The 24,033-nt window shown below is 67.0% G+C and carries 22 protein-coding genes; 5 read left to right on the forward strand and 17 right to left on the reverse strand.

Annotated elements, in window-relative coordinates; genetic code table 11:
* Positions 1-8: 8 nt before the first annotated feature.
* From BCY78_RS00970 to BCY78_RS01005, 8 genes are all read right to left on the reverse strand, one after another.
* Positions 9-998: a molybdopterin-binding protein gene (locus tag BCY78_RS00970; RefSeq protein ID WP_068296540.1), complete on the reverse strand. Its 990-nt coding sequence runs from the start codon at positions 996-998 to the stop codon at positions 9-11.
* Positions 998-1,975 (reverse strand): XdhC family protein, encoded by a 978-nt coding sequence (locus tag BCY78_RS00975; RefSeq protein ID WP_068296541.1) that lies wholly within the window; start codon positions 1,973-1,975, stop codon positions 998-1,000. Before BCY78_RS00975 ends, BCY78_RS00970 begins: the two co-directional genes overlap by 1 nt.
* Before the next feature lie 134 nt (positions 1,976-2,109).
* On the reverse strand, positions 2,110-4,089 hold the full coding sequence (locus tag BCY78_RS26255) for an OmpA family protein (RefSeq protein ID WP_068296544.1): 1,980 nt from the start codon (positions 4,087-4,089) through the stop codon (positions 2,110-2,112).
* 354 nt (positions 4,090-4,443) lie between these two features.
* Positions 4,444-5,703, reverse strand: a complete 1,260-nt coding sequence (locus tag BCY78_RS00985; protein WP_068296549.1) for a VWA domain-containing protein — start codon at positions 5,701-5,703, stop codon at positions 4,444-4,446.
* An 82-nt stretch (positions 5,704-5,785) separates the two neighbouring features.
* Positions 5,786-6,697, reverse strand: coding sequence for a MoxR family ATPase (locus BCY78_RS00990; RefSeq protein ID WP_068296552.1), 912 nt, complete (start codon positions 6,695-6,697; stop codon positions 5,786-5,788).
* A gap of 114 nt (positions 6,698-6,811) precedes the next feature.
* The gene (locus BCY78_RS00995; RefSeq protein WP_068296554.1) at positions 6,812-9,055 is read right to left on the reverse strand and encodes a PAS-domain containing protein; all 2,244 of its coding nucleotides are present in this window, start codon (positions 9,053-9,055) and stop codon (positions 6,812-6,814) included.
* The gene (locus BCY78_RS01000) at positions 9,048-10,205 is read right to left on the reverse strand and encodes an FIST N-terminal domain-containing protein (protein ID WP_068296557.1); all 1,158 of its coding nucleotides are present in this window, start codon (positions 10,203-10,205) and stop codon (positions 9,048-9,050) included. The genes BCY78_RS00995 and BCY78_RS01000 overlap by 8 nt, the downstream gene beginning before the upstream one ends.
* Before the next feature lie 102 nt (positions 10,206-10,307).
* Positions 10,308-10,982 carry a bifunctional 2-polyprenyl-6-hydroxyphenol methylase/3-demethylubiquinol 3-O-methyltransferase UbiG gene (locus BCY78_RS01005; protein ID WP_233499321.1) on the reverse strand — a complete coding sequence of 225 codons (675 nt, stop codon included), beginning with the start codon at positions 10,980-10,982 and terminating at the stop codon, positions 10,308-10,310.
* An 88-nt stretch (positions 10,983-11,070) separates the two neighbouring features.
* Here BCY78_RS01005 and BCY78_RS01010 point away from each other — a divergent pair, with 88 nt between their 5' ends.
* Positions 11,071-11,958, forward strand: a complete 888-nt coding sequence (locus tag BCY78_RS01010; RefSeq protein ID WP_068296560.1) for a LysR family transcriptional regulator — start codon at positions 11,071-11,073, stop codon at positions 11,956-11,958.
* Between the two features lie 212 nt (positions 11,959-12,170).
* Here the strand turns inward: BCY78_RS01010 and BCY78_RS01015 are convergent, their stop codons facing one another.
* Positions 12,171-13,373: a pyridoxal phosphate-dependent aminotransferase gene (locus BCY78_RS01015; RefSeq protein WP_068296567.1), complete on the reverse strand. Its 1,203-nt coding sequence runs from the start codon at positions 13,371-13,373 to the stop codon at positions 12,171-12,173.
* A 127-nt stretch (positions 13,374-13,500) separates the two neighbouring features.
* Between BCY78_RS01015 and BCY78_RS01020 the strand changes: the two genes are divergently transcribed.
* On the forward strand, positions 13,501-13,911 hold the full coding sequence (locus BCY78_RS01020) for a helix-turn-helix transcriptional regulator (RefSeq protein ID WP_068296570.1): 411 nt from the start codon (positions 13,501-13,503) through the stop codon (positions 13,909-13,911).
* A 25-nt stretch (positions 13,912-13,936) separates the two neighbouring features.
* A complete protein-coding gene (locus tag BCY78_RS01025) occupies positions 13,937-14,200 on the forward strand; it encodes a succinate dehydrogenase assembly factor 2 (RefSeq protein ID WP_083194783.1) in 264 nt (87 codons plus the stop codon).
* 71 nt (positions 14,201-14,271) lie between these two features.
* On the opposite strand, the gene BCY78_RS01030 is transcribed toward BCY78_RS01025, so the two are convergent.
* Both BCY78_RS01030 and BCY78_RS01035 read right to left on the reverse strand, forming a co-directional pair.
* The gene (locus BCY78_RS01030) at positions 14,272-15,228 is read right to left on the reverse strand and encodes a hypothetical protein (protein ID WP_068296574.1); all 957 of its coding nucleotides are present in this window, start codon (positions 15,226-15,228) and stop codon (positions 14,272-14,274) included.
* A gap of 234 nt (positions 15,229-15,462) precedes the next feature.
* Positions 15,463-15,927: a hypothetical protein gene (locus tag BCY78_RS01035; RefSeq protein ID WP_068296576.1), complete on the reverse strand. Its 465-nt coding sequence runs from the start codon at positions 15,925-15,927 to the stop codon at positions 15,463-15,465.
* Between the two features lie 170 nt (positions 15,928-16,097).
* Between BCY78_RS01035 and BCY78_RS01040 the strand changes: the two genes are divergently transcribed.
* Positions 16,098-16,616, forward strand: a complete 519-nt coding sequence (locus BCY78_RS01040) for a MarR family winged helix-turn-helix transcriptional regulator (protein WP_083194745.1) — start codon at positions 16,098-16,100, stop codon at positions 16,614-16,616.
* A 385-nt stretch (positions 16,617-17,001) separates the two neighbouring features.
* Here the strand turns inward: BCY78_RS01040 and lipA are convergent, their stop codons facing one another.
* The 6 genes from lipA to dusA form a co-directional block, all read right to left on the reverse strand.
* The gene (gene lipA, locus BCY78_RS01045; RefSeq protein ID WP_068296579.1) at positions 17,002-17,952 is read right to left on the reverse strand and encodes a lipoyl synthase; all 951 of its coding nucleotides are present in this window, start codon (positions 17,950-17,952) and stop codon (positions 17,002-17,004) included.
* A gap of 176 nt (positions 17,953-18,128) precedes the next feature.
* Positions 18,129-18,677 (reverse strand): peroxiredoxin, encoded by a 549-nt coding sequence (locus BCY78_RS01050; RefSeq protein WP_068296582.1) that lies wholly within the window; start codon positions 18,675-18,677, stop codon positions 18,129-18,131.
* Positions 18,678-18,912: 235 nt separating this feature from the next.
* Entirely contained in the window at positions 18,913-20,094 is a 1,182-nt protein-coding gene (locus BCY78_RS01055; protein ID WP_068296586.1) for a VWA domain-containing protein, read from the reverse strand.
* Positions 20,094-20,258 (reverse strand): hypothetical protein, encoded by a 165-nt coding sequence (locus tag BCY78_RS25795; protein ID WP_199523087.1) that lies wholly within the window; start codon positions 20,256-20,258, stop codon positions 20,094-20,096. Before BCY78_RS25795 ends, BCY78_RS01055 begins: the two co-directional genes overlap by 1 nt.
* A gap of 41 nt (positions 20,259-20,299) precedes the next feature.
* Positions 20,300-21,685, reverse strand: a complete 1,386-nt coding sequence (locus BCY78_RS01060) for a DUF2927 domain-containing protein (RefSeq protein ID WP_068296589.1) — start codon at positions 21,683-21,685, stop codon at positions 20,300-20,302.
* Entirely contained in the window at positions 21,682-22,626 is a 945-nt protein-coding gene (dusA, locus tag BCY78_RS01065) for a tRNA dihydrouridine(20/20a) synthase DusA (protein ID WP_233499334.1), read from the reverse strand. The genes BCY78_RS01060 and dusA overlap by 4 nt, the downstream gene beginning before the upstream one ends.
* A gap of 257 nt (positions 22,627-22,883) precedes the next feature.
* Here dusA and hemE point away from each other — a divergent pair, with 257 nt between their 5' ends.
* A complete protein-coding gene (hemE, locus tag BCY78_RS01070) occupies positions 22,884-23,939 on the forward strand; it encodes a uroporphyrinogen decarboxylase (protein ID WP_068296591.1) in 1,056 nt (351 codons plus the stop codon).
* Positions 23,940-24,033: the final 94 nt, after the last annotated feature.

A 24,033-nucleotide genomic window follows, 5' to 3' on the forward strand; every position in this document is an offset into this window, starting at 1 on the left:
AAGGGCGGTCAGCCGTTTGACGCCCGGGGGCGCGGGCGGGTCGGGATCTCTTTCAAAAGGCCGCCGACCCCCATGCGGCGGATGACCTCGGCCCCGACCGGCACGCCGCAGATCACGCGCTCCAGCACCCAATCGGCGCCGTTCAGCGCCGGGGCGCGGGCGCAACCGGGCAAGCCGATCACCGGCGTGCCGTTGAGCGCGCCGAGGAACAGCAGGTTGCCCGGATCGACCGGCATGCCGAAATGCTCGACCGTTCCACCGGCGAGGCGCAGGGCGGCAGGGGCCACGTCGCGAATGTCGGAGGTGGCCGAGGCCGTCAGGATCAGGATCAGCGGCGCGTGGGCGGCTTTCAGGGCATCGGCGAGCGCCTGTTCCTCATGCGGGACCAGAACCTCCGGCGCGAGGGTGACGCCCAGCCGGGCCAGCCGTTCCTCGGTCACGCGGTGGCCCTTGTCGCCCAAGCCCTTGCCAGTGATCGTCTCGATCATCAGCGCGTCACTCAGGATCGGTGTGGCCAGGCCGATGCCCCCTTGCGCGGCCTCGCAGGCGCGCTGAACAGACGTCTTTTCAAGGCCATAGGCGATGATCTTGACCGTCGCGATCATCCCGCCCGGTTCCATCCTGTGCCATTCCGGCACGGTGGCCAGCGTAATCGCCGGGTCGGTTTCGTTGACCGCATGCACCTGCTCCGGTGCGATCTGGGCAAGGCCCGGCCCCTCGGCCAGCAGGTTCACGCGGCCGGTGCCGACGATCTGCAAGCGGATCCCTTGATGCCCCGCGATGAGGGCTTCGGCCACGGCCAGCGCGGCGGCGTCTTCATCCATGTCCTCGGGGCTGAGCCGGGCGGCGATCACGCTGCCGAGGCCCATATCCCGCAGCAAATCAAGGTCTTCGGATGTCAGGCATTTACCCTTGCGCAATCGGCCGCGCGCCAGGGGCACCGAATGGGCGAGGATCGTCCCCTCGGCCTGCGACAGGGGGATGGGACCGAATTCCATCAGCCTTGCCTCAGCACCTGCGTGATCTGCGCCAGCACCGACACCGCGATCTCGGCGGGGGTCTTGGCGCCGATATCCAGCCCGACCGGCGCGTGGATGCGGGCGATCTGTTCCTCGGTCACGCCGGCCTCGCGCAGGCGGTCCAGCCGCTTGGCATGGGTCCGCGTCGACCCGAGGCATCCGAGGTAGAAGACCTCCGATTTCAGCGCCTCGAGGATCGCCGGATCGTCGAGCTTCGTGTCATGGGTCAAGGTCACCACGGCGGTCCGGCTGTCGAGCCCTTCGGCCAGCAAGCCCTCGTCCGGCCAGTCGTGGCGGATCACCGTGTCGGGAAAGCGTCCCTCGCTGGCGAAAGCGTCGCGCGGGTCGATCAGCACCGGGTCATAACCCGCCAGCTTGGCCATCGGCACCAGCGCCTGCGCGATATGGACGGCGCCGACGATCAGCATCCGCAAGGGCGGGTTGAACAGGGCGACAAACTCGCCGCTGTCCTCCAGCCCCGATTTGTCCGACCGGAAGCGCAGGGGCATCTCAGACGGCTGGATCAGGCGGCGCTGCCAGACGTCCGGGATGATGCCATAGGCGAGGGGTTTGCGGGCCGCGCGGGCCTCGACCACGGCTTCCAGCATCTCGACCGGCATGCCCTTGCCGATGGGTTCCACCAGCACGCGGATGGTGCCGCCGCAGGCCAGTCCGACCGAGAAGGCCGTGTCATCCGTGACCCCGAAGGTGAGGATGCGGGGTTGGCCGTCCTGCAGGGCTTCCAACGCCTCGACCACCACCGCACCTTCGACGCAGCCGCCCGAGACGGAGCCCATGATCTCGCTCTCGCCGGAAATCGCCAGCTGGCTGCCGGCCTGACGTGGCGCCGAACCCCAGGTTTCGATCACCGTGGCGAGCGCCGCGCCGCGGCCAGCGCGGTGCCATTCCAGCGCAATCTCGGGGATGCGGTCGTGATGCGCGCTTGCAGTGTCCATGGGGTCCTCCTGTGTACCGACTATGCGGTCGGTTCGTGCGGATTGCCAGCACGACCTTTGATGCAGACTGGCGGGGCAAAATGGCAAAAGGCCCCGGTCGCGGGGACCGGGGCCTTTCGATGTCATGGGGGCGATCAGCCTTCGCGGCTGGCCTGCAGCAGATCGGTGATCCGGCGCACCACCACGCGGCGGTTCTCACGCTCGGCCTCTTCCGTCGGCACGCGCAGGTCGGTCTCGCCGTAGCCCTGCAGGACCATGTTCGCCGGCGACACACCGAAATACTCGGTCAGGGCCAGCGCCACCGATTCCGCACGGCGGTCCGACAGCGTCAGGTTCGACACGGCCGAGCCGACGGCGTCGGTGTGACCTTCGATCAGGAAGACCTCGTTCGGGTTCTCCGCGATCAGGCTGGTCATCAGCTCACCCAGCGCCAGCAGCTCCTGAGCCTCGGACGACGTGATCGCCGACGAGCCCGTGGCAAAGGTGATGTTCTCCACCTGAGCCGCCGGGGCCAGATAGCGCACGCGCTCGATCTGACGGATCTGGTTCAGGCTGAAGCCACGACCCACCTCGGATTCGCGGGTCAGCGCGGCGCGCAGGGCGGCTTCGTCGTTCGGGTTCACCTCGGGCGCGGCCGAGCGGTTGACCTCGGGCAGCTGCGAGACGACGACCGGCTCATAGGTCACGGTATCGTCAAACAGAACCGTCCGGGTGCCGTTGGGCGCGATCACCACACGCTTGACCACGCGGGCCTCGGCGTTGCGGATGGTCACCACTTGGCTGCCGTCACGCTGCATCACGATCGTCTCGGTCGAGCCGTCCGAATAGCGACGGGTGGTCACTTCGCTGCCCGGCTGGCGCAGGATGGCGTCATCGTCGCGCAGAACCTGCAGGTTGCCGTATTGGTCACGCACAACCACGCGGTCCGGGGTGGTCGAAACCACTTCACGGTCGTTGCTCAGAAGCGAGCCGACAACCAGCGCACCCGCGGCACCCACGAGGGCACCGGTCAGGAAGTCGGGGAAGCTGTCGTCTTCCTCGGCCTGAGCCTGAGCATCAGCCTGCGCACGGTCTTCCTGACGCTGTTCGCGACGGGCTTCGCGGCGGGCCTCACGACGGGCGGCGCGGCGTTCCTCGGCAGTGGCAAACTCTTCGTCCGAGCTGCGGGTCGTCTCGGCGGTCACGGCTTCGGTGACTTCGTCGACGACCTCGGCGTTCTCGGAACCGGCCATCACCGGCGCTTCTTCGCCTTGAGCGGCTTCCTCGGCGGCTTCCGACGGGGCACGGTCACGCTGGCCTTCGACGAATTCCCCCGCGTTTTCAGCCGAGGCAACCGGCTGCTCGCCATTCTGCTGGCCTTCGCCACCCAGCGCCTGTTCCAGCGTGGTGACATCGGGTTGCTGACGACGGCGCGGACGCTCCTGCTGTGCCTCACCCTCGGCCGTTTCGACCTGGGCATCGACTTCGGCATTGACGTCGGCCTCAACCTCTGCGCTGGCGTCGCCGCCATTCAGGCGCTGTTCCATCTCGGCAACCGAGCCGGGGGCGCTGTCACTTTCCGAAGCCTCGCGGGCTTCCTGACGTTCCGCACGGGCTTGCTGACGCTCCTCGCGACGCTGCTCACGCTCGGCGCGGCGCTCTTCGCGGGTCATCTCGTCCCCGGCGTTCTGGGCCTGTTCCGGCTCAGCGTCCGAGGCGGCTTCATCGCCACCGCCCAACAGGTTGGTGACCGCATCGCCCACGCCTTCCAGAAGACCGGGTTCCTCCTGCGCCAAGCCCTCGGCTTCGCCTTGAGCATTGGGCTGAACCTCGGCTTGCGCTTCGGCCGGCGCTTCAGGCTGCGCCTGCGGCTCAACCTCGGCCTGAACCTCGGCGGCAGCGCCCGCTTCCGCACCGGCTTCGCCTTGCTGGCGTTCCTCACGGCGCTGTTCACGGCGTTCCTGGCGCGCTTCCTGGCGGGCGCTCTGACGCGCCTCGCGGCATTCGGCGCGGGTCATGGCATCGGTGCAGACCTCCTCGGCGCTCGCTTGTTGCGCAGCCGCGGGGAAGGTCATCGGGACGGCCAGCGCGATCGAGGTGACAAGGGCCGTGGTGGTCGACAGGGTGCGTCGCATGGACTCTCCAAACATGGATTTCGTTTGGCGACTAAACCCCGGCCAGCGCGGATGGTTCCTTGGAGTGAGCGGCGGCTTGCTCACGAAATGGGCATCTTGGAAATGACAGCGCCGCCGCGCCTGGGAGGGAGGAGGAGCGCGGCGGCGTCATGTCGGTCCCTATTGGCTGACAGGGACGGCGCCGTGGGAGGTCGGCGCATAAGGCCTATGTGGGATGTTCCAGGCCGCTTGCCAAGAGGACAGGCCGCGGCGGCATGTCGCACAGGTTAAATTTCCGTGCATCTCACGGGCAAGTGACTGAAATCTGGACGGGATTTCGCCCTTTCGCCCATATGAAATGCGTGTGCGGGATAGCTATGAGCGCAGCAATGCCTGAAGCCGCGCCTTATCGCCATGGTCGCGCGGATCGGACAGCGCCTCGGCCAGAGCCTCCAGCGAGGCGATGGAATGCGCGGCGCGGAAGGTGTCGACATGGGGCAGCATGGCGCGCACGCCCTGTGCTTTCGGGGCAAACCCATCCCAGCGCAGCAGCGGGTTGAGCCAGATGAGGCGCTTTGCGCTCAGATGTAGACGTTCCATCTCCTTGGCCAGCAGCGCCGGGTCATCGCGGTCGAGCCCGTCGGTAATGAGCAGGACGACCGCGCCTTGACCCAGTACGCGGCGCGACCAGTCGCGGTTGAAGTCGTGCAGGCAATGGCCGATCCGGGTGCCGCCCTGCCAGTCGCGCGCCTCGTGCCCGGCAGCATTGAGGGCGGTGTCGGGATCCCGGGTCTTCAAATGGCGGGTGATGTTCGTCAGGCGGGTGCCGAAGGTGAAGGCATGGACCTTGGCCCAGCCCTGGCCCTGCCGGTTGGCGACGGCATGGACGAAATGCAGCACCATCCGGGAATAGGAGGCCATCGAGCCCGAGATATCGCAGAGCACTACCAAAGCGGGCCAGCGCGTGACGGGGCTGCGATGGGCGATCTGCACCACTTCGCCGCCGGTGCGCATGGCCCCCCGCAGCGTGCGCCGCCAATCGGCCTGCCGCCCCGCGGGATCGGCGCTGAGGCGGCGTGTTTTCAACGGCTTTACCGGCAACGAGAGGCGGGAGAGCATGCGTTTGGCCTGCGCGACTTCCTCGGCGGACATCTGTTCGAAATCGAGGCTGCGCAAGCGCTCATCCGTCGAGGCGGTGAGCGAGGCGTCGATCTCGATCTGCGTTTCTTCCTCCTCGGGCGCCTCGCGCTCGGGCATCGGCGGGGCCTCAGCCCCATCGAGCAAAGCCTCGGCCGCGCGCTTCGCGGCGGCGGCGGCACGGTCTTCCTCCTGCACGCCGCGGATGGCGGGCAGCATGAGCGACATCATGTGCTCCATATAGCGCGGATCGCGCCAGAAGAGGCGAAAGACCTGATTGAAGACCTGCCGTTCCTCGGGCCGCGAGACAAAGACCGCGTGGAGCGCCCAGTAGAAATCCATCCGCGAGGTGAAACCGGCGGCCTCGACAGCTTCGATGGCGGTCAGAACCCGGCCCGGACCCACCGGCAGGCCGGCCTTACGGAGTGCCCGCGCGAAATGCGTGAGGTTCTCGGTGAGCTTCGGATGCTCGGGCAGGGGGAGGTCGGGGTATTCCAAGGCTTGCGTCCCGTGGGGTGGAGGGCGCCGGGGGTTTCACACCCCCGGACCCCCGTGGGATATTTGGAGCACAAAGACGGGGTCAGGCGGGGGCGAGGGTTTTCTTCGCTTCGTCGAGGATCTTCTTGGCTTCCGAGCCCTGCAGGCGGGCGATGTCGTCCTGGTATTTCAGGATCGCGCCCAGGGTGTCGGCGATGACCTCGGGCGAGAGGGAGATGACGTCGAGGGCGAGGAGGCACTTGGCCCAGTCGATGGTCTCGGCGACGCCCGGTTTCTTGAACAGATCCTCGGTGCGCAGGCGCTGGACGAAGGCCACGATCTCGCGCGAGAGGCTCTCGGCAGCCTCGGGCACGCGGGCCTGCAGGATCTCGGTCTCGCTTTTGAAATCGGGGTAATCGACCCAATGGTAGAGGCAGCGGCGCTTCAGCGCGTCATGCACCTCGCGCGTGCGGTTCGAGGTGAGGATGACGATGGGCGGTTCAGGCGCCTTGATCGTGCCGAGTTCGGGGATCGTCACCTGAAAGTCGCTGAGCGCCTCCAGCAGGAAGGCTTCGAACGGCTCGTCGGTGCGGTCGATCTCGTCGATGAGCAGGACCGGGGCGCCGCCGGGTTGCTCGCGCATCGCTTGCAGGAGGGGGCGTTCGATCAGGTAATCGGGGCCGAAGAGATCGGCGCGCAGGCTCTCGGCGCCGGTGCCGGTGGCTTCGGCGCTGCGGATCGCCACCATCTGCGCGGCGAAGTTCCACTCATAGACCGCCGAGGCCGCGTCGAGGCCTTCGTAGCATTGCAGGCGGATCAGCTTACGCCCCAGACCCGCGGCGATGGCCTTGGCGATTTCGGTCTTGCCGGTGCCGGCCTCGCCTTCCAGAAACAGCGGGCGGCCCAGTTCTAGCGACAGGAAGCCTACCGTCGCCAAGGCGCGGCCGCAGACATAATCCTGCTCTCCCAGCATCGATTGGAACGCATCGATGCTGGCGATTGCGGTCTGGCTCATGCCGGTTCCTCCCTGGCGATTGGCCCTCAACCCTTTGGCCATGCTGGTCGGGCCGGGCGCGGAATACAAGCGGCAGCGCAGGCAATGCGACCAATGGACAGGTCGGGCCGCGGGTCAGCCCGTGCCGCGGGCGGTGTCGGCGATGAAGCGCTGCAGCAGCACGGTGTCGACGGGCTTGTAGAGCAGCGGCACGCCTTCGCGGCGGGCACGCAGCCGCAGGGCCTCGGTCCTTGTGGCGGTCAGCAGGCGGGCAGGCAGGGCGCCGTGACGGGCGCGCAGGTCGCGCATCAGGGCGAGGCCGCTGTCCTCGGTGCCGGCGCGGGCGTCGATCAGCACGAAATCCGGCGCGAGGCCGATCTCGTCGATCAGAGCCAGTGCCTCGGCCGCGTCGGGGACGTCGAGGACACTGACGCCCCAGCCTTCCAGAAGGTGAGCCAGCGCGCGGCGCATGTCGCCGTCCTCGGCCACCAGCAGGCCGATCAGGTCGGGGGGCAGGTCCGGGCGCGGAGCGGGCTCGGTGGCAGGTTGCGCCAAGGCCAGCGCTTGGGACGGGGGGCCGAGATGCAGCACGAAGCGCGAGCCTTTGCCGAGGCGGGAATCCAGCGTCACCGCATGGCCGAGGAGGGCCGAGGCGCGTTCAACGATGGCGAGGCCGAGGCCCATCCCCTCGGAGGCCGAGGCGCGGGCATTCAGGCGGTGGAATTCGCGGAAGATCGCCTCGCTTTCCGTCTCGGGAATGCCGGGGCCGGTATCGATTACCTCGGCGCGCAGGCCGTTGGCGCCGTGGCGGATGCCGACCAGAACGCCGCCCTCGCTGGTGTAGCGCAGGGCGTTGCCGATCAGGTTCTGCAAGATGCGCCGTAGCCAGATCGGGTCCGAATGGACGACGGCCGCGCTGGGACGCATGTGCAGGCGCAGGCCGCGCTCGGCGACGACGGGGGCGAATTCCTCGGCCAGACGGGCCAGCAGGGGGCCTAGCGGCACGGCCTGCGGGCGGACGGTCAGGCGCCCGCTTTCCAGCCGCGAGATATCGAGCAAAGCGTCAAGGATCGTTTCCACCGATTGCAGGGCGGAACGGGTCTTGCCCAAGGCCTGAAGGGCGCGCGGGTTCAGCGGCTCGTCTTCCATCGAGGCGAGGAACAGCTTGGCGGCAGACAGCGGTTGCAGCAGGTCGTGCGAGGCGGCGGCCACGAAGCGCGAGCGGGTGGCATTGGCGCGCTCGGCATGGGCCAAGGCCTCGCCCAGCTCCAGCGTGCGCTCGGTCACCCGGGCTTCCAGCGTCTCGTTGGCGCGACTGAGGCCGGCGATAGCGCGGCGCTCGGCGCTGACATCCGAGAAGGAGATCACGAAACCCCTGTCCGGCATTTCCTGTGCGAAGGCGTCGAGGACCAGCTCGGCGCCGCGCGTGATCTCGAACCGGAGGGGCGGGCGGTTGCCGGGCAGGCGCGCCCAGTCCCGCAGATCGCCGCTGTCGAAAGGACCGGCACGCAGCTGTTCGGACAGGCGGTCGGCGAGGTCCTCAAAGGCAAGCCCGGTGCGGAAGCGGGCGCGGCTGAGGGACAGAAGCTCCGTCGCGCGGGCGTTCCAGCCCAGCATGCGTCCCTCGGCATCGAAGATGCACACCCCTTGGTCGATATGGTCCAGCGTCGCCCGCACCAGCCTTGCCTGATCGTCCAAGAGGCGGCCGCTCGCCTCACGCTCGGCCCGGATGATGTCGGTGACATCGGTCTGCACGACCACGGTGCCGCCGTCGCCGGTGCGATGCTCGCTCACCTGTAACCAGCGGTCACGGCTGAGGGCGACGGTGAAGTTGGTGGAGCGGTCGCGGTGCCGGCGCAGGCGCTGGATCGCCCAATCCTGCGGCGTCTGGCCATCCGGCAAGGACAGCTCGGACGAGGCGCTGACCAGCTCCACATAATCGGCGAAACGCAGGCCGGGGACCATGGCCGGGCGCACATCGGCCAGCCCGAGGCTGAAGCGCGAGTTACACATCACCAGCACGTCATGGGCGTCGAACAGGCCGAAGCCCTCCTGCACCGTCTCGATGGCATCGGCGAGGTTGCGCTGCGCGGCTTCGGTCTGGCGGCTGGCCTGCGCCAGACGGGCATTCGACTCGTTCAACAGATCCAGCGCGGCTTCCAGCTCGCGCGTGCGGGCGCGGACCTGATCCTCCAGCATCGCCGCGCGCTCGAACTGGGCATAGGCGGCGCCGGACAGGTCGGTGCCTTGCTCGGCGCGGCGCATCAGCACCTCGACGATGCGCAGAAGCTTGGCGTTCTGACGCTCAGAGCTGTCGGCGGGATCAAGCAGCGCGCGGGCATTCGCCGTGCCCTCGGTCAGGGGCGGGCGGTCATCCATGCCGTGGCCCTCCGGGGCGGCTTTCGGGAGCATAGATCGCCACCCCGGTCAGCGTCTGGTTCACATGCATCGCGTTCAGCTGCTCACCATAGGTGGAGAAGCCGGTCACCTTATGCGCCTGCAGCAGCCTGGAGATCCGGCCGCCGAGCTGCTTTTCCTGCGCCTCCAGCCGGCGCAGCATGCAATCGCAGGCGAGGATCGCGCGCGGTGGCTCGGTCACGCCCAGACCGTCGAGCGATTGCTCCAGATGGTGGGTCATGTTGTCGGCCTCGGCCAGCGTGAGGATGAGGCCCTCGTCGATGGCGGAATAGAAGATCAGATCGCCGTTCTCATCGACCTGCCGGATGGAGCGGACGTGATGGCGCCCGCCGATCTGGACCACGACGGGATGGGCGGCGAAGGTGAAGGGGGTCAGCTGCTCAGGGTCCTTGCCCAGAAGGCGTGCGTATTCCTGCGCGGCGGGCTCGGCGTTGATGGAATTGACGATGCGCCGGGTCGGATCGGCGCCGGTGACGACCATTCGCGTCTGCGTGGGGTGGAAATGGTCGAACTTGAACACGCGGACCGGGCAGCGGGTGCGGATCTGCGCGATCACGGCGGCATTGCGCAGGACCTGCCCCCGATGGAAGACGAAAGTCTGCAGGAAGCGGTTGCCGTCGGCAGCAGACCCCCCGAACAGCTGCACGGGGCCGAGGCCGGGGGCGAGGGCGGCGGCGAGTTCGTCTTCCTTGCCCGAGAGGCCGTCGACCAGCAGGAAGGCGAATTCATGCTCCCAATCCGGGCGTGCGGCCGACAGGTTGCCGCGGTTGCGGATCAGATCGCCGGTCACCGCCTGAGCGTCGAGGGCGGAGAGGTCGTCGACTAGCAGCGTCTCGGCATGGAACAGCCGGTCGGGCAGGGCCATGGCGACTGCCAATCCCTCGGCATAGCCTTGAGCGCCGATCTCGCCCGCGGTCGTGCAGCCGATCACCGGCGCGGGCGCCAGTGCCGTGCCTAGCTGCGCCAGCAAGCCCGCGACATCGGGGCATTGCGGCGAGACGAAGACCACGACCAGAGCGAAGGGGCCGGCCCCGAGCTGTTGCGCCAGTGCCTCGGCGGCTTGGGCGTCGTCGGCCATGGCCTCGGCCCGGCGGACCACCTCGTCCTGCATGCCACCCTCGCTGATTGTCGCTGCCTGTGCCGGAAAGCTAGGGGGCGACCCCAGGCTTGTCCAGCGGCAGCGACGTGGCCGCGATTTGGCCGTGTCTGGAGCTCAGCGTTTCCGGGCCACGACGAAATGGGCCACCGATTTCGCCGGGTATTGGCCGGTCTCGACGATCTCGAACCCGGCGTCGCGCAGCAGGGTCTCGTAGCGGCGCTTGGAAAAGAACCGCAGCTTCGGGGCCTTTCCGAACAGGCGCATCATGCCCACGACCGGGCGCATCAGCTGCATCCAGCCCGACAGGCAGGGGGTCTTGGAGATGAAGTAACCGCCCGCGGGCAGCCGATCGTGGGCCTTGGCCATCTCTGCGGCCGGGTCGTCGCACAGATGCAGCAGGTTGAAGGCGAAGATCGCATCGAACGGGCCGTCACCCAGCGCGGCATCACCCAGCTGCCCCTGCACGACACGCAGGTTGGGAAGGGCGGCGGCGCGCGCCTTGCGCTGGCCGATGGCGACCATGCCCTCGGCATAGTCGCTGGCGGTGTAGGCGGCGACCTCGGGCGCGAGGATCAGGGCGGTCGAGGCAGTGCCGGCGCCGATCTCCAACACGCGGTCGGTGGGGGACAGGTATTCGCGGGTGCGGGCGAGTGTCGCCTCGTAGGCCTGCTGGTTGGCCACCGGTTTCGCCGCGTAGCCGTCGGCGATCTTGCTCCAGAAGAGGGCGCCTTGCGGGGCGGTCGTCTTTCGGGGGGTCTGCTGCGGCGGGATGTCGGTCATGGCGGTCATATTGGGCTCTCCTTGTTGCGGCGGACAATAGACAAGGAGGCCATGCTGCGGAATTGCATGAATTGGCATCCGTGATATGCATGGATGCATGAATTGGGACGCGCTCCACTTTGACTGGAATCAGGTCCGGGCCTTGCTGGCCACGGTCGAGACGGGGACTCTGTCCGCTGCCGCGCGCGCGCTTGGCGTGGCGCAGCCGACGGTGGGACGGCAGATCGCGGCGCTGGAAGAGAGCCTTGGCGTGGTGTTGTTCGAACGCTCCGGCCGCGATCTGGTGCTGACACCGGCAGGGCGGGCCTTGATCGAGCCGCTGCGGGCCATGGGCGAGAGCGCGCAGCAGCTGGCCTTGGTCGCCGCCGGGCAGGTCGCCGGGATCGGCGGCACGGTGGTGATCTCGTCCTCGGACAGCGTGGCGGCCTATGTCTTGCCGGGGATCATAGCGGAGCTGGCGGAGAGGGCGCCGGAGATCGAGCTGGGGATCGTTGTGACCAACCAGCTGTCGGATCTGATGCGACGCGAGGCGGATATCGCCATCCGCCATCTGCGCCCGACCGAGCCCGAGTTGATCGGCAAGCGTGTGGGGACGGGGCAGGCCTGCCTGTATGCCGCGCCCTCGTTCCTGCGGCGCTACGGGCGGCCCGAGACGGTCGATGACTTGGCGGGGCTGCCGTTCGTCGGCTTCGCAGCGCCGGAGCGGATGCAGGCGATGCTCTCGGCGCGGGGGCTTCCGGTGCGGGTGGAGGATATCCGCTTCCATTCCGAGAACACGGTGGCGGGCTGGGAATTGGTGCGGCGCGGGTTGGGCATCGGGTTGATGATTGATCTGGTGGCGCGGCAGACCCCCGGCGTGGAGCGGATCGTACCCGACTTCCCGACCGTCCCGGTGGAGCTTTGGTTGGTGACCCACCGCGAGCTGCACCAGAGCCCGCGGATCCGTCTGGTCTGGGATCATCTGGCCTCGGCCTTGGCGCAGTAGATGAGGGGTTTCGCCCTCGTCCGGCAGGCCTGCGGCCAGCAGGCCTCGGGCGACCGGGCGCCTCGCTGCGCTCGGCGCGAAACAGGAAGGGGGCTGTCTGCCCCCTCTTTGGCTTCGCCAAATTCACCCCCGAGGATATTTTCGGAACGAAGATGAAAAAAGGGCGGGATCGCCTGGATCCCGCCCATTTGTCTGTCATGCCGAAGGCGGCGTTACTTCAGGCCTTGGCAGAAGGTCTGGATACGCGTGCAGGCTTCGGTCAGCGCGGCGTCCGAGGTGGCGTAGCTGACGCGGAAGTTCGGGCTGAGGCCGAAGGCCGCGCCGAAGACGACGGCGACGCCGGTTTCCTGCAGGAGCGCCTTGGCGAAGATTTCGTCATTCTCGATCAGCGTGCCGGCGGCCGAGGTCTTGCCGATGCAGCCCGAGATGTCCGGGTAGACGTAGAAGGCGCCTTCCGGTTTCGGGCAGGTGATGCCGGGGGCGGCGTTCAGCATCTCGACCACGAGGTTGCGGCGGCGCTGGAAGGCCTCGCGGAAGGGGCCGAGGAAGTCCTGCGGACCGTTCAGCGCTTCGAGCGCGGCATATTGCGAGATCGACGAGGGGTTCGAAGTAGATTGCGACTGGATCGTCGCCATCGCCTTGATCAGCGCCACCGGGCCCGCCGCATAGCCGATGCGCCAGCCGGTCATCGCATAGGCCTTCGACACGCCGTTACAGGTCAGCGTGCGGTCATAGAGGCCGGGCTCGATCTGCGCGGGCGTGGTGAATTCGAAATCGTCGAACACGAGGTGCTCGTACATGTCGTCCGACATGATCCAGACATGCGGATGGCGCATCAGCACGTCGGTCAGCGCCTTCAGCTCGTCGCGGGTATAGCCCGCACCGGTCGGGTTCGACGGCGAGTTGAAGATGAACCACTTGGTCTTCGGCGTGATCGCGGCTTCCAGCGCCTCGGGCGTCAGCTTGAAGTTCGACTCAATGCCTGCGGCGACCGGAACGGGCGTGCCGTTGGCCAGAAGCACCATGTCCGGATACGAGACCCAGTAGGGCGCGGGGATGATCACCTCATCGCCCGGGTTCAGCGTCGCCATCAGCGCGTTGTACAGGATCTGCTTGCCGCCGGTGCCGACCGTGACCTGGTTCGGCTGGTAGGAGAGGCCATTCTCACGCTCGAACTTGGCGCAGATGGCTTTCTTCAGCTCGGGAATGCCGTCGACCGCGGTGTACTTGGTCTTGCCGCCATCGATCGCTGCCTTGGCGGCGTCCTTGATGTTCTGCGGCGTGTCGAAATCGGGCTCGCCGGCGCCGAGGCCGATGACGTCCTTGCCGGCCGCCTTCAACTCGGCCGCCATGTTGGTGACGGCGATGGTCGCCGAGGGTTTGACGCGCGCAAGAGTGTCGGAAAGGAACGGCATGGGTCGCCTCCGGTTTGTTTTTCCCGGAGCCATGTCATAGGGTCAGCGCAAGTCTCGTTCAAGGGCGAAAGGTGAGGCGATCCGCGTCTCCGACCACAGGCCCTGAACGTCCATACTTGGAGGAATGATGAGCGAAACCTGGTACACCGACGACCACGCAACGCTGGGTGACCGGCTGGCCGCCGGGCGCGATGCGGCAGGCATGACGCAAAGCCAGCTGGCGCAACGTCTGGGCGTCCGCGCCAAGACCCTGCGCGACTGGGAAAACGACGTGTCCGAGCCGCGGGCGAACCGTCTGCAGATGTTGGCGGCGCTGCTGGGCGTCTCGCTGCGCTGGCTGCTGACGGGCGAGGGCGACGATGTCACCCCGCCCGCCGCGGCGGAAGCGCAGCCGAACCCGGCGCTGAAATCGGCCCTGTCCGAGATCCGCAGCCTGCGCGGCGAATTGCTGGGCATGGGCGAGCGTCTGGGCCGGCTCGAGAAGACGCTGAAGGCCCATATGGCCAGCGAAACCGCCGGGAGCGACGCCGTTGAGTGACGAGAACCGCCTGAAGCGGCTGAAAATGCGGTCCTGGCGCCGGGGGATCAAGGAAATGGACCTGATCCTCGGGCCCTGGGCGGATGAGAAGGTGGCCGGCCTCGATGCCAAGGCGCTGGATCTCTATGAGGCGCTTCTGGGTGAGAACGACCACGACCTGTACCAATGGGTCACGGCGCGGATCGGCACCGGGCCCGGCAAGGGCTCGGCCCAGCCGGTGGGGCCGTCGGCCTATGCCGGCTTGCTAGCGGATATCGCCGCGCATGCGGAAACGCGCCTCGATAGCTGACGCCAACCTGAGGCGCCGCACGCAAAAAGGCCGGGTCATGGACCCGGCCTTTCGAATTCAGGGTGTCGATCTTACTTGCCGTTGCTGGGCGCAGCCGGAGCCTGCGGAGCGGCCGAGATGGTGATCGACGACTGGCAGGTGTTGGCGCCGAAGGTACCGACCCAGATGTCATAGCGACCGGCTTGGGCGTCGGCGATTTCCAGCGCCGGCTGCAGGTCGGTGGCGTCGTCGTTGAACAACCACGCGGTGGTCGGGTCATTGACCAGCAGCAGGGTGTCGCACTGGCCCTGAACAGAGATGTTCAGCGGCGCGGTCGAGCCGGCCGGATCATAGTACAGCGAGAAGTCGGGGGCCTGAGCGACATAGCCATGGGCCTGCATGCCGCACTGGTCGTCGAACAGGTTGACCGAACCGCCGGCCACGACCTGACGGGTCTCGGTGCCGCCGCCGTTCAGACGCACTTCCGCGCCGCCCAGCGACCATTCGGGGCAGGTGGGCGCTGCAGGGGTGCCGCCACCGGTCGAACCGCCGGCAGGCGGGAAGGATTCCACGACCAGAGTCGCCTGGCAGCTTTGCGAGCCGAAGGTGCCGACCCAGACGTCATACTGGCCCGAGGCCGCGGCAGGCAGGCGCATCGCCGGCTGCAGGGTGCCGTTGGCGTCGTCGTTGAAATGCCACTGGCCGGTCGAGTCGTTGATCAGAAGCGTGGTGTCGCACTCGGTCTCGACGCGGAATTCCAGATCGCGGCCGAAGGTCATCGCGTCGTACTGGATGGTGAAGTTCGGCGCCGGGGTCACACGGCCCACGCCCTGCACCGTGCCACAGGCGTTCAGGTCGAGGCCACCGCCCGCGAACAGCGGGTATTGCTGCGGGACCCAGGCGGTCTCGGCGTCGGTGGTGATCGGGATGCCGCCCAGCTGCCAGTCCGGGCATTGCTGCGCAGCGGCAGCACCGGCCATGGCGGTCGAGAAGGCCGCGCCAGCGGCGGCGATCAGAAAGCCCTGCTTGAAATTTTGGTAAAGCGACATGGTTTGCTCCTGAAATAAGTGCGATGCGGGCGAAGCGTGGAGGCTTAGCAGAAGTCAGTCAAGGGTCTTGAGGCTCTCGGACCTCTCATCACTTGGTGAAATTCCTGCAACAATTCCGGCTCTTCCGAGGGATGTGTCGGCTGGGCCCGGTGGAGGGTTCAAAAGAAAACGGCGCGGTGGGCCGCGCCGTTCATTGGCGGGTCGGGTCACCCTGAGCGGGCGACCCTGCCGCGATCAGAAGGTCTCGACTTCGAAGACGGCGTCGCAGTTCTCGGCGCCCAGCGTGCCGACCCAGATGTCGTACTGGCCCGAGGGCGCGTTCTCGATGCGAACGGCCGGGTTCAGCTCGTTGGTGTCGTCGTTGAACAGCCACTCGCCCTCGGCGGTGTTGATCAGGAGGACGGCATCGCACGAGGCGTTCGCGCGCAGCTCCAGCGCGCGGCCCATGCCGAGCGCGTCATACTGCATGGTGAAGTCGGGCGATTCCACGACATAGCCATAGCCCGGCAGTTCGGCGCATTCGCCCAGATCGATGTCGCCGCCGGCGATGACTTGGGTGCTTTGCGGGGCATAGGCCGATTCGGCGTCGTAGCTCAGGCCGTAGCCGCTGGTCTCGTAGCTGGGGCACATCGCCGAGGCGGTGGCGGGCAGCGCGAGAGCGAAAATGCCAGCGAAAACAGTCTTGGTCAGGGTGGACATACTAAACCTCGTGTTGAAAACGCCGGCAGAGAACCACGGTCCCCACAGCCGGTCAATTGCTGTTTCGTTCCGATTGCGCCGAGCGTGGTACAAAAAACCGTGGGCTTAACCCGGTATTTGCAATTTGTGGCACATTGTCTGGCTCAGGCCACAAAAGGTTGGAGTCCGGAATGAGTTTTCATAGCCAAGTCAAGCGGTCCGAAGGGGCCGACGGCGCTGAGGGCAATGCCGATCTGCTGCCGCGCTACCTCGATTCTCTGTCGCTGGTGGAACGGCTGCATCGCCTGCTGCTCGACGTCATCAAGGATGAGTTCGAACGCCTGTCGATCCTCGACATCAACGCCGTTCAGGCCCTGTTGCTGTTCAACGTCGCCGATAATGAGGTGACCGCGGGCGAACTGAAGTCGCGCGGGTATTATCAGGGCTCGAACGTGTCCTATAACCTAAAGAAGCTCGTTGAGAACGGCTACATGCACCACGCCCGCTGCGAGATCGATCGCCGTTCGGTGCGCGTGAAGCTGACGCCGCGCGGTCAGGAAGTGCGTGAGGTCGTCGCCGAGCTGTTCCAGCGTCATGCGGATGGCATGGTCGGCAAGTCGATCATCACCCCCGACGAGTTGGAAGGCATCAACGTCGCCCTGCGCCGGATGGAACGTTACTGGAGCGACCAGATCCGCTACATCTACTGACGCCACCGCATTTCGCCCCTGAGGGCGGAAAGCTTGAGGGCAGATAAGGTCATCTGCCGTCCAAGACCCCAGACCGGGATCGCCCCATGGCCCGAGGATCTGCCGATCCGGGCCGAGAGTTCAGGGAGCGAGTCGACCGCGCAGACGGTGCCCCGGTTCCCCAGTATCCGTACAGTCTGGCATGTTTGACGCCCGTTTCCGTGCGCGCTGTGCCGCGGTTTTTGCTTGCGCGCCAGTCTGGCCGCGGGCTGCTCCGGTGTGCTGCGTGCTTGGAGCGAGCGGCTTCTGCGCCAAGGAGCGTCCCTGTGTAACTCGGATGCCAAAAGGTGAACGGCGCCGGACGATCTGTCCGACGCCGCTGGTGCGATGCGCTGATTTGGCCGGATCAGGCGATGCCGAGCTTGCGCTGGCGGGCGTCCCGCAGGCGGGCGAAGTCGTCGCCGGCGTGATAGGACGAGCGCGTCAGCGGGGTGGCCGAGACCATCAGGAAGCCCTTGCCGAAGGCCGCCTTCTCGTAGCTGGCGAATTCCTCGGGCGTGACGAAACGCTCCACGGCGTGGTGCTTCGGCGTCGGCTGCAGATACTGGCCGATGGTCAGGAAATCGATATCGGCCGAGCGCATGTCATCCATTACCTGCAGCACGCCCTGACGATCCTCGCCGAGACCTACCATGATCCCGGATTTGGTGAAGATCGACGGATCGAGCTCTTTCACGCGCTGCAACAGACGCAGCGAGTGGAAGTAGCGCGCGCCCGGACGGACCGAGGGGTAGAGGCCCGGCACGGTCTCAAGGTTGTGGTTGAACACATCGGGACGCGCCTCGACCACCGTCTCCAGCGCCGAGGGAGCGCACCGCAGGAAGTCCGGCGTCAGGATCTCGATCGTGGTGTCGGGCGCGCGGTGGCGGATGGCGCGGATCGTCTGGGCGAAATGTTCGGCCCCGCCATCCTCGACATCGTCGCGGTCGACCGAGGTGATGACGACGTGGTTCAGGCCCAGCGTGGCGACGGCATGGGCGACGCGGCCGGGCTCAAACGCATCAAGCGCGTCGGGCTTGCCGGTGGCGACGTTGCAGAAGGTACAGCCGCGGGTGCAAATCTCGCCCATGATCATCATGGTGGCGTGACCCTGGCTCCAGCATTCGCCGACGTTCGGGCAGCCGGCTTCTTCGCAGACCGTGGAGAGGCGGTTCTCACGGATGATCTTGCGGGTCTCGTTATAGCCCGCGCCGCCGGGCGCCTTCACCCGGATCCAGGACGGCTTTTTCGGCTGCGCGTTGTCGGCGCGGTGCGCCTTCTCCGGATGGCGCTGGTCAGGCAGTTTGAGATCGCGCATCGGGTCCTCCCATGGCAGCAGGCCATTGGGCCGCCGGCTGGCCTAATTCTTAAGCGCATGAGGCTGGAAAGGCAAGGAAACCGGGGGCGGGAGGCCGTCATGCAGCGATTGCATGGCGCAGGAAAAAGGCCGGCCCCCCGCGGGAGCCGGCCTCAAGTTCGGAACCGTCAGGCCGATCAGGCGGCGGTGGCGGCGTTCGCGTCGACCAACCAGTTCAGCACGGTCTCGGGCGACGAGATGCCATAGGGGTCTTCGCCGTGGTTGTCGCACAGGCCCGGCTCTTCGAACCAGGCTTCGATCACGCCGTCATTGACGATCGCGGCATAGCGCCACGAGCGCAGGCCGAAGCCCAGGTTGTCCTTGCGCACCAGCATGCCCATGCGGCGGGTGAACTCGCCCGAGCCGTCCGGGATGACCTTGACGTTGGTCAGGCCCTGAGCCTTGGCCCACTGGTTCATGACGAAGCTGTCGTTGACCGACATGCAGTAGATCTCGTCCACGCCCTGCGCCTGGAAGTCGGCGAAGCCGTTCTCGAAGCCCGGCAGCTGGTAGGTCGAGCAGGTCGGCGTGAAGGCGCCCGGCAGCGAGAACAGGACGACGCGCTTGCCGGCGAAATAGTCGGCGGTGGTCTTGTCTTCCCAGCGGAACGGGTTCGGACCTTCGATGCTGTCGTCACGCACGCGGGTGTGGAAGGTCACGTCGGGGAGCTTGTAACCGGTTTTCATGGTGGTCTTCCTTGAAACTGTCTCGGACCCGACCGTGCCGGCAGGAGGGGGGAGGCCGTCCTGCGCGAGTCGCGTCCTTGGGCACGGTCTAGAACCGTTCCAGATGATAGTGCAACTGCAAAACCGCCTTGACGCTGCAAGGCAGCAATGCAGGGGCAGCGTGGCGGGGCGCTTGCATGGGAAAGCAGCGGCGCGCCCCCCAGACAGGCACCATCGGGGCTGCTGCGACGGCCGGTCAGCCGAGCATCTTCATGCCCTTGGTCAGCCCTTCGAGGGACATGGTGACCATCCGCGTCTCGAAGATCTCATGGATCATGCGGATCGAGTGGGAATGCGTCCAGTAGCGTTCCGGCGTCGGGTTGATCCACAGGTTGGACGGCCATTGCTCCCGCGCACGGGCCAGCCAGGTGGCGCCGGCTTCGTCGTTCCAATGCTCGTTCGCGCCACCGGCATGGGCGATCTCATAGGGCGACATGTTGGCGTCGCCGACGAAGATGCATTTGTAATCCGACCCATAGGTTCGCAGCACTTCCCAGGTGGGCGTGCGGGCGTCCCAGCGCCGGTGGTTGTCTTTCCAGACGAACTCGTAAAGGCAGTTGTGGAAGTAGAAATGCTCGAGGTGCTTGAACTCGGCGCGTGCGGCCGAGAACAGCTCTTCGACCACCTGCACATAGGGATCCATCGAGCCGCCGACGTCGAAGAACAGCAGCACCTTCACCGCGTTGCGGCGCTCGGGCCGGGTCTTCACGTCCAGCCAGCCCTGTTCCGCCGTCGCCCGGATGGTGCCGTCGAGGTCCAGCTCCTGCTCGGCCCCGTCGCGCGCCCAGTTGCGCAGGCGTTTCAGCGCGACCTTGATGTTGCGTGTGCCCAGCTCGACCTGATCGTCCAGATTGCGGAACTCGCGCTTGTCCCAGACCTTCACCGCGCGCTGATTGCGGCTTTCTTTCTGGCCGATGCGCACGCCTTCCGGGTTGTAGCCATAGGCGCCGAAGGGCGAGGTGCCGGCCGTGCCCACCCATTTGTTGCCGCCCTGATGCCGGCCCTTTTGTTCCTCAAGTCGCTGCTTGAGGGTCTCCATCAGCTTGTCGAAACCGCCCAACGCCTCAATCTCGGCGCGTTCTTCCTCGGTCAGGTGCTTTTCGGCCAGCTTCTCCAGCCAATCGGGCGGAAGGTCGACGGCCTGGATCACCGCTTCCGGTGTGATCTCGTCGAGGCCCTTGAAGGCCGCGGCAAAGGCCCGGTCGAAACGGTCGATATGCTTCTCGTCCTTCACCATGGTGGTGCGGGCGAGATAGTAGAACCCTTCGGCGTCGAACTGCGCCAGCCCCGCCTTCAGCGCCTCGAGAAACCCGAGGTATTCCCGAAGCGTGACCGGGACGGCATGTTGGCGCAGCTGTTCGAGGAAGGGTCGGAACATCACATCATCCTGTCGATGCCCACGGCAAGGAAGGCGCTGAGGATGGCGCCGATCACGCCCCAGACGGCGGCATATTGCGCCTTGTCCTTGCCCGAGCCGTTCCGCCGGGCGGCATAGACATAGCCCCACAGCGCGCCCAGAAAAATTCCCGCCAGAATGACCATGCCCGCCTCAATCTCGGTGCTGCCCCGATGGGGCGGCCCGCTCAGAGCCGGGCCAAGCGTTGCGCGGTACCGGCGATGCGGGCGATTTCTTCTTGCCGCGCTTGGGCGGCTGCCTCGGAGCCGAAGCCATAGCGCGCCGCGGCCATGCTGTCGAGCCTCAGCCGGTCGGCTTCGGCGACGTTGCCCAGCTGGCCGAGGGCCTCGGCCCGAATGAAGCCGAGGGAGGCCTGAAAGGCCGCGTTCTCGGTCCGCTCGGCATAGGGCAGGGCCTGTTCGGTGAGCGTCAGCGCGAATTGCGTCTGCCCGGTGGCCAGCGCCTGAACGGCCAGATGCATGTCGATATGCGCGGCGTGGATCTCACCGCCCGGCGTGCGGCGATAGATCTCGGCCGCGGCCAGCAGCTGGTCGAGCGCGCTTTCCCCACGGTCGCGAGGCGCGAGACGCGCGGACAGCATCAGGCTGAGCGCCAGCCGCTGATCGGTCCAGCCCTGCGCCCGCGCCATCTCCAGTGCGGTCTCGGCGCCTTCACGGCGTTGGCTCACGCCCCCGTCCGAGCCCAGCGCTTGCTCGATCGCCAATTGCCAGGCGCGCGGGGTGGGGCCGGCGACAACACCGCCGCGACCGCGACCGCCGGGGTTGAGGCGGTTGAACAGCGTCGGCAGACGCGCGGCAACTTCCTCGCGGCTCATGCCGGGGTTCAGCTCGGGCGCGTACCAGACGCGCAGCAGCAGCATGTCGAAGCCGGTCAGCGTGGTCTGGAAATTGTCGTCGTTGAAGATCGAATCCGACAGGCGGAACAGGTCGTTGAGGGGCCCCAGCGCCTGACCGATCTCCTCGTGCAGGCAATCGCGGATCTCTTGCGGGGTGGTGTCATCGGGGATGAATACGGCCGCCCGCCGGCGCTGGACGACCTGCGTCCAGTCGATGGCCGGGCTGCGGCGGTTGCTGACGAATTCCTGCCATGTCGAGACATTGGGCACAACGAAACAGGCGGCGGCGGGGACCACGGCCTGCATCTGGCGACGGGGCAGGAACTCGACGGCGATGACATTTTCGCCCTCGGCGACCTCGGGCACGCGGGAGACGTCGATCCCGGCCTCGCCGCGCAGACGGCTGATCAGCCGGTCCAGATCCGGCATCGCGCTGGCGGGAACCGGGCCACGCGTGACGATCTTCACCGGGCCCTGAAAGCGCGAGAAGGCGTCGATGGCACGACCGCTCTCCATCATGAAGCCCAGCTCAAGGAAATCGTTGACCATTTCCGTGTTCGAGCGGCTGGCCGGCAGCGGGTGCGGCGTGCCGGGTTGGTACGCCGTGACCGGCGCCGTCGCCCCGATGGACGCATCGAGCCGCGCCACTTCGGTGGTCGAGACACAGCCCGCCAAGGCCATCAGCGACACCGAGAGTGCAAGGAACGGAGCCTTCATGCCGCCCGCCTTTCCATGAGACCGGCGACCAACGCCCGGTAATCGTCTGCGGTTCCGTTGGGCATCTCGGACAGGGCCCGGCGCCAGAAGCGCGCGCCGGTCATGCCCGCGAACAGCCCGAGGAAGTGGCGCGTGACGCCAATGAGCCGCCCGCCGCGCGCCAGATGCGCCTCGACGATGGCGGTCAGGTCTTCGGCGATCTCGAAGGGATCGGCATCGGGCCGGTCGGTGCCGAAGATCCGGCGATCTGCGGCGCCCAGCACGTCCAGCGGCGTGTGATAGGCCGCGCGCCCGATCATCACCCCGTCAAAGCCGCGCGCCAGCAGCGCCTCGGCCTCGTCGAGCGTGGCGATGCCGCCGTTCACGCTGATCGACAGCTCGGGGTAGGCGGCGATCATGCGCGCCACGAGGTCGTAGTCCAAAGGCGGGATCTCGCGGTTTTCCTTGGGCGACAGGCCTTGCAGCCACGCCTTGCGGGCATGCACCGTCACCCGGCGGATGCCGGCCGCGCGGGCCGCGTCCAACAGCGCCGGCAGTGCCTCCTCAGGATGCTGATCATCGACTCCGATCCGGCATTTCACCGTGACCTCGACATCCGAAGCCGCCTTCATCGCCGCCAAGCACTCGCCGACCAGTTCCGGCGTCTTCATCAGCACGGCCCCGAAGCAGCCCGATTGCACCCGGTCCGAGGGGCAGCCGACGTTCAGGTTGATCTCGTCATAGCCCACATCCGCGCCCATCCGCGTGGCTTGCGCCAGCTCGGTCGGGTCCGAACCGCCAAGCTGCAGGGCCACCGGGTGTTCGTCGGGTTCGAAGCGCAGAAGATGCGTCGCGCCCCCGCGCACCAGCGCGGCCGAGGTCACCATCTCCGTATAGAGCAGGGCATGCTGACTGAGCCGCCGGTGGAACTGCCGGCAGTTGGAATCGGTCCAGTCGAGCATCGGCGCCACGGAAAGGCGCCAGGCAGGCGGGGTGGGGGTCACGGGCAGGTCATTCTTGAACGCGTCTCCTCCGGATATAGCCGAGCCTGCCGGGCGCGTCCACTTGACGCGGGGCGGATATGCGGGTCCTCGCGCATCCGTCAACGCGATGTGAAGCTTGGACGGGCCGGAGGCTCGACCTGGCCTGCGACAGCGCCACTTCTTGACAACCCGCCCCCCAGACAGCATCGACGCCCCGTCGAACAGGAGGAAACGCCGTGACCGAAGCCGCCCAGACCCCGAACCGGCCCCAGAAGACGATCCTGCGCGCCCTTGCCGGCGAGACGCAGGCCGTGCCGCCGGTGTGGATGATGCGTCAGGCCGGTCGCTACCTGCCGGAATATCGCGCGACGCGGGCGCAGGCGGGCGATTTCCTCTCGCTGTGCTATAACCCCGAGCTGGCCGCCGAGGTCACGCTGCAACCGATCCGCCGCTATGGTTTCGACGCGGCAATCCTGTTTGCCGACATCCTGCTGATCGGTCAGGCCATGGGCTCGAAGCTGTGGTTCGCCGAGGGCGAGGGCCCCCGCATGTCGACCGTCACCGATGCCGCGGGCGTCGCCGCGCTGCGCCCAGCCGCCGAGGTACACGAGACCCTCTCGCCGATCTACGAGACGCTGAAGATCCTCAAGGGCGCGCTGCCCTCCGAGACGACGCTGATCGGCTTCGCCGGCGCGCCCTGGACCGTCGCGACCTATATGGTCGCCGGTCGCGGCACCAAAGATCAGGGCCCGGCGCATGAGTTCATCACCCGTGACCGCGCGGGTTTCGCGGCGCTGATCTCTGCGCTGGAAGCTGCGACGATCGAATACCTCTCGGCGCAGGTCGAGGCCGGGGCCGAGGTGGTGAAGCTGTTCGACAGCTGGGCCGGCAGCCTCAAAGGGCAGGATTTCGACGATTTCGCCCTGAAGCCCGCGCAGCGCATCATCGCCGCGCTGAAGGCGCGCCACCCGAACCTGCCGATCATCGCCTTCCCGCGTGAGGCCGGCGACCGCTATATCGGTTTCGCCAAGGCCACCGGCGCAGATTGCGTGGCGATCGACAATTCGGTCAGCGCCGATTGGGCGGCCGAGAATGTACAGAAGGACGGCTGCGTGCAGGGCAACCTCGCGCCGCACCACATGGTGGAAGGCGGCGAGGCGCTGGTCAGCGAGACCAAGCGCATCGTGAAGGCCTTCTCGAAGGGCCCGCATATCTTCAACCTCGGCCATGGCATCACCCCCGATGCCGATCCCGAGAACGTGCACCGCATGCTGGAAGCCATCCGCGGCTGACACCGGCCAAAGTGCCCAGCGTGGCAAAGGCGCAACCCCTGCAAGCGTTGGAAATTCCAGCGCTTGCCGGAAATGCTGCACTGCCGTAATTCGA

It is taken from the genome of Pararhodobacter sp. CCB-MM2 (assembly GCF_001691415.1).
Taxonomy (GTDB): Bacteria; Pseudomonadota; Alphaproteobacteria; order Rhodobacterales; family Rhodobacteraceae; genus Pararhodobacter.

What these genes read in the sequence shown, in the direction of transcription:
- BCY78_RS01055 (WP_068296586.1), bottom strand. Translation starts at nt 20,094, where the DNA reads ATGTTCCGACCCTTCCTCGAACAGCTGCGCCAACATGCCGTCCCGGTC.
- BCY78_RS01035 (WP_068296576.1), bottom strand. Translation starts at nt 15,927, where the DNA reads ATGTCCACCCTGACCAAGACTGTTTTCGCTGGCATTTTCGCTCTCGCG.
- BCY78_RS00975 (WP_068296541.1), bottom strand. Translation starts at nt 1,975, where the DNA reads ATGGACACTGCAAGCGCGCATCACGACCGCATCCCCGAGATTGCGCTG.
- BCY78_RS01000 (WP_068296557.1), bottom strand. Translation starts at nt 10,205, where the DNA reads ATGCAGGACGAGGTGGTCCGCCGGGCCGAGGCCATGGCCGACGACGCC.
- dusA (WP_233499334.1), bottom strand. Translation starts at nt 22,626, where the DNA reads ATGCTCGACTGGACCGATTCCAACTGCCGGCAGTTCCACCGGCGGCTC.
- BCY78_RS01025 (WP_083194783.1), top strand. Translation starts at nt 13,937, where the DNA reads ATGCGGTCCTGGCGCCGGGGGATCAAGGAAATGGACCTGATCCTCGGG.
- BCY78_RS01040 (WP_083194745.1), top strand. Translation starts at nt 16,098, where the DNA reads ATGAGTTTTCATAGCCAAGTCAAGCGGTCCGAAGGGGCCGACGGCGCT.
- BCY78_RS25795 (WP_199523087.1), bottom strand. Translation starts at nt 20,258, where the DNA reads ATGGTCATTCTGGCGGGAATTTTTCTGGGCGCGCTGTGGGGCTATGTC.
- lipA (WP_068296579.1), bottom strand. Translation starts at nt 17,952, where the DNA reads ATGCGCGATCTCAAACTGCCTGACCAGCGCCATCCGGAGAAGGCGCAC.
- BCY78_RS01030 (WP_068296574.1), bottom strand. Translation starts at nt 15,228, where the DNA reads ATGTCGCTTTACCAAAATTTCAAGCAGGGCTTTCTGATCGCCGCCGCT.
- BCY78_RS01050 (WP_068296582.1), bottom strand. Translation starts at nt 18,677, where the DNA reads ATGAAAACCGGTTACAAGCTCCCCGACGTGACCTTCCACACCCGCGTG.
- BCY78_RS01015 (WP_068296567.1), bottom strand. Translation starts at nt 13,373, where the DNA reads ATGCCGTTCCTTTCCGACACTCTTGCGCGCGTCAAACCCTCGGCGACC.
- BCY78_RS01060 (WP_068296589.1), bottom strand. Translation starts at nt 21,685, where the DNA reads ATGAAGGCTCCGTTCCTTGCACTCTCGGTGTCGCTGATGGCCTTGGCG.
- BCY78_RS01005 (WP_233499321.1), bottom strand. Translation starts at nt 10,982, where the DNA reads ATGACCGCCATGACCGACATCCCGCCGCAGCAGACCCCCCGAAAGACG.
- BCY78_RS00995 (WP_068296554.1), bottom strand. Translation starts at nt 9,055, where the DNA reads ATGGATGACCGCCCGCCCCTGACCGAGGGCACGGCGAATGCCCGCGCG.
- BCY78_RS00990 (WP_068296552.1), bottom strand. Translation starts at nt 6,697, where the DNA reads ATGAGCCAGACCGCAATCGCCAGCATCGATGCGTTCCAATCGATGCTG.
- BCY78_RS01020 (WP_068296570.1), top strand. Translation starts at nt 13,501, where the DNA reads ATGAGCGAAACCTGGTACACCGACGACCACGCAACGCTGGGTGACCGG.
- BCY78_RS00970 (WP_068296540.1), bottom strand. Translation starts at nt 998, where the DNA reads ATGGAATTCGGTCCCATCCCCCTGTCGCAGGCCGAGGGGACGATCCTC.
- BCY78_RS01010 (WP_068296560.1), top strand. Translation starts at nt 11,071, where the DNA reads ATGAATTGGGACGCGCTCCACTTTGACTGGAATCAGGTCCGGGCCTTG.
- BCY78_RS26255 (WP_068296544.1), bottom strand. Translation starts at nt 4,089, where the DNA reads ATGCGACGCACCCTGTCGACCACCACGGCCCTTGTCACCTCGATCGCG.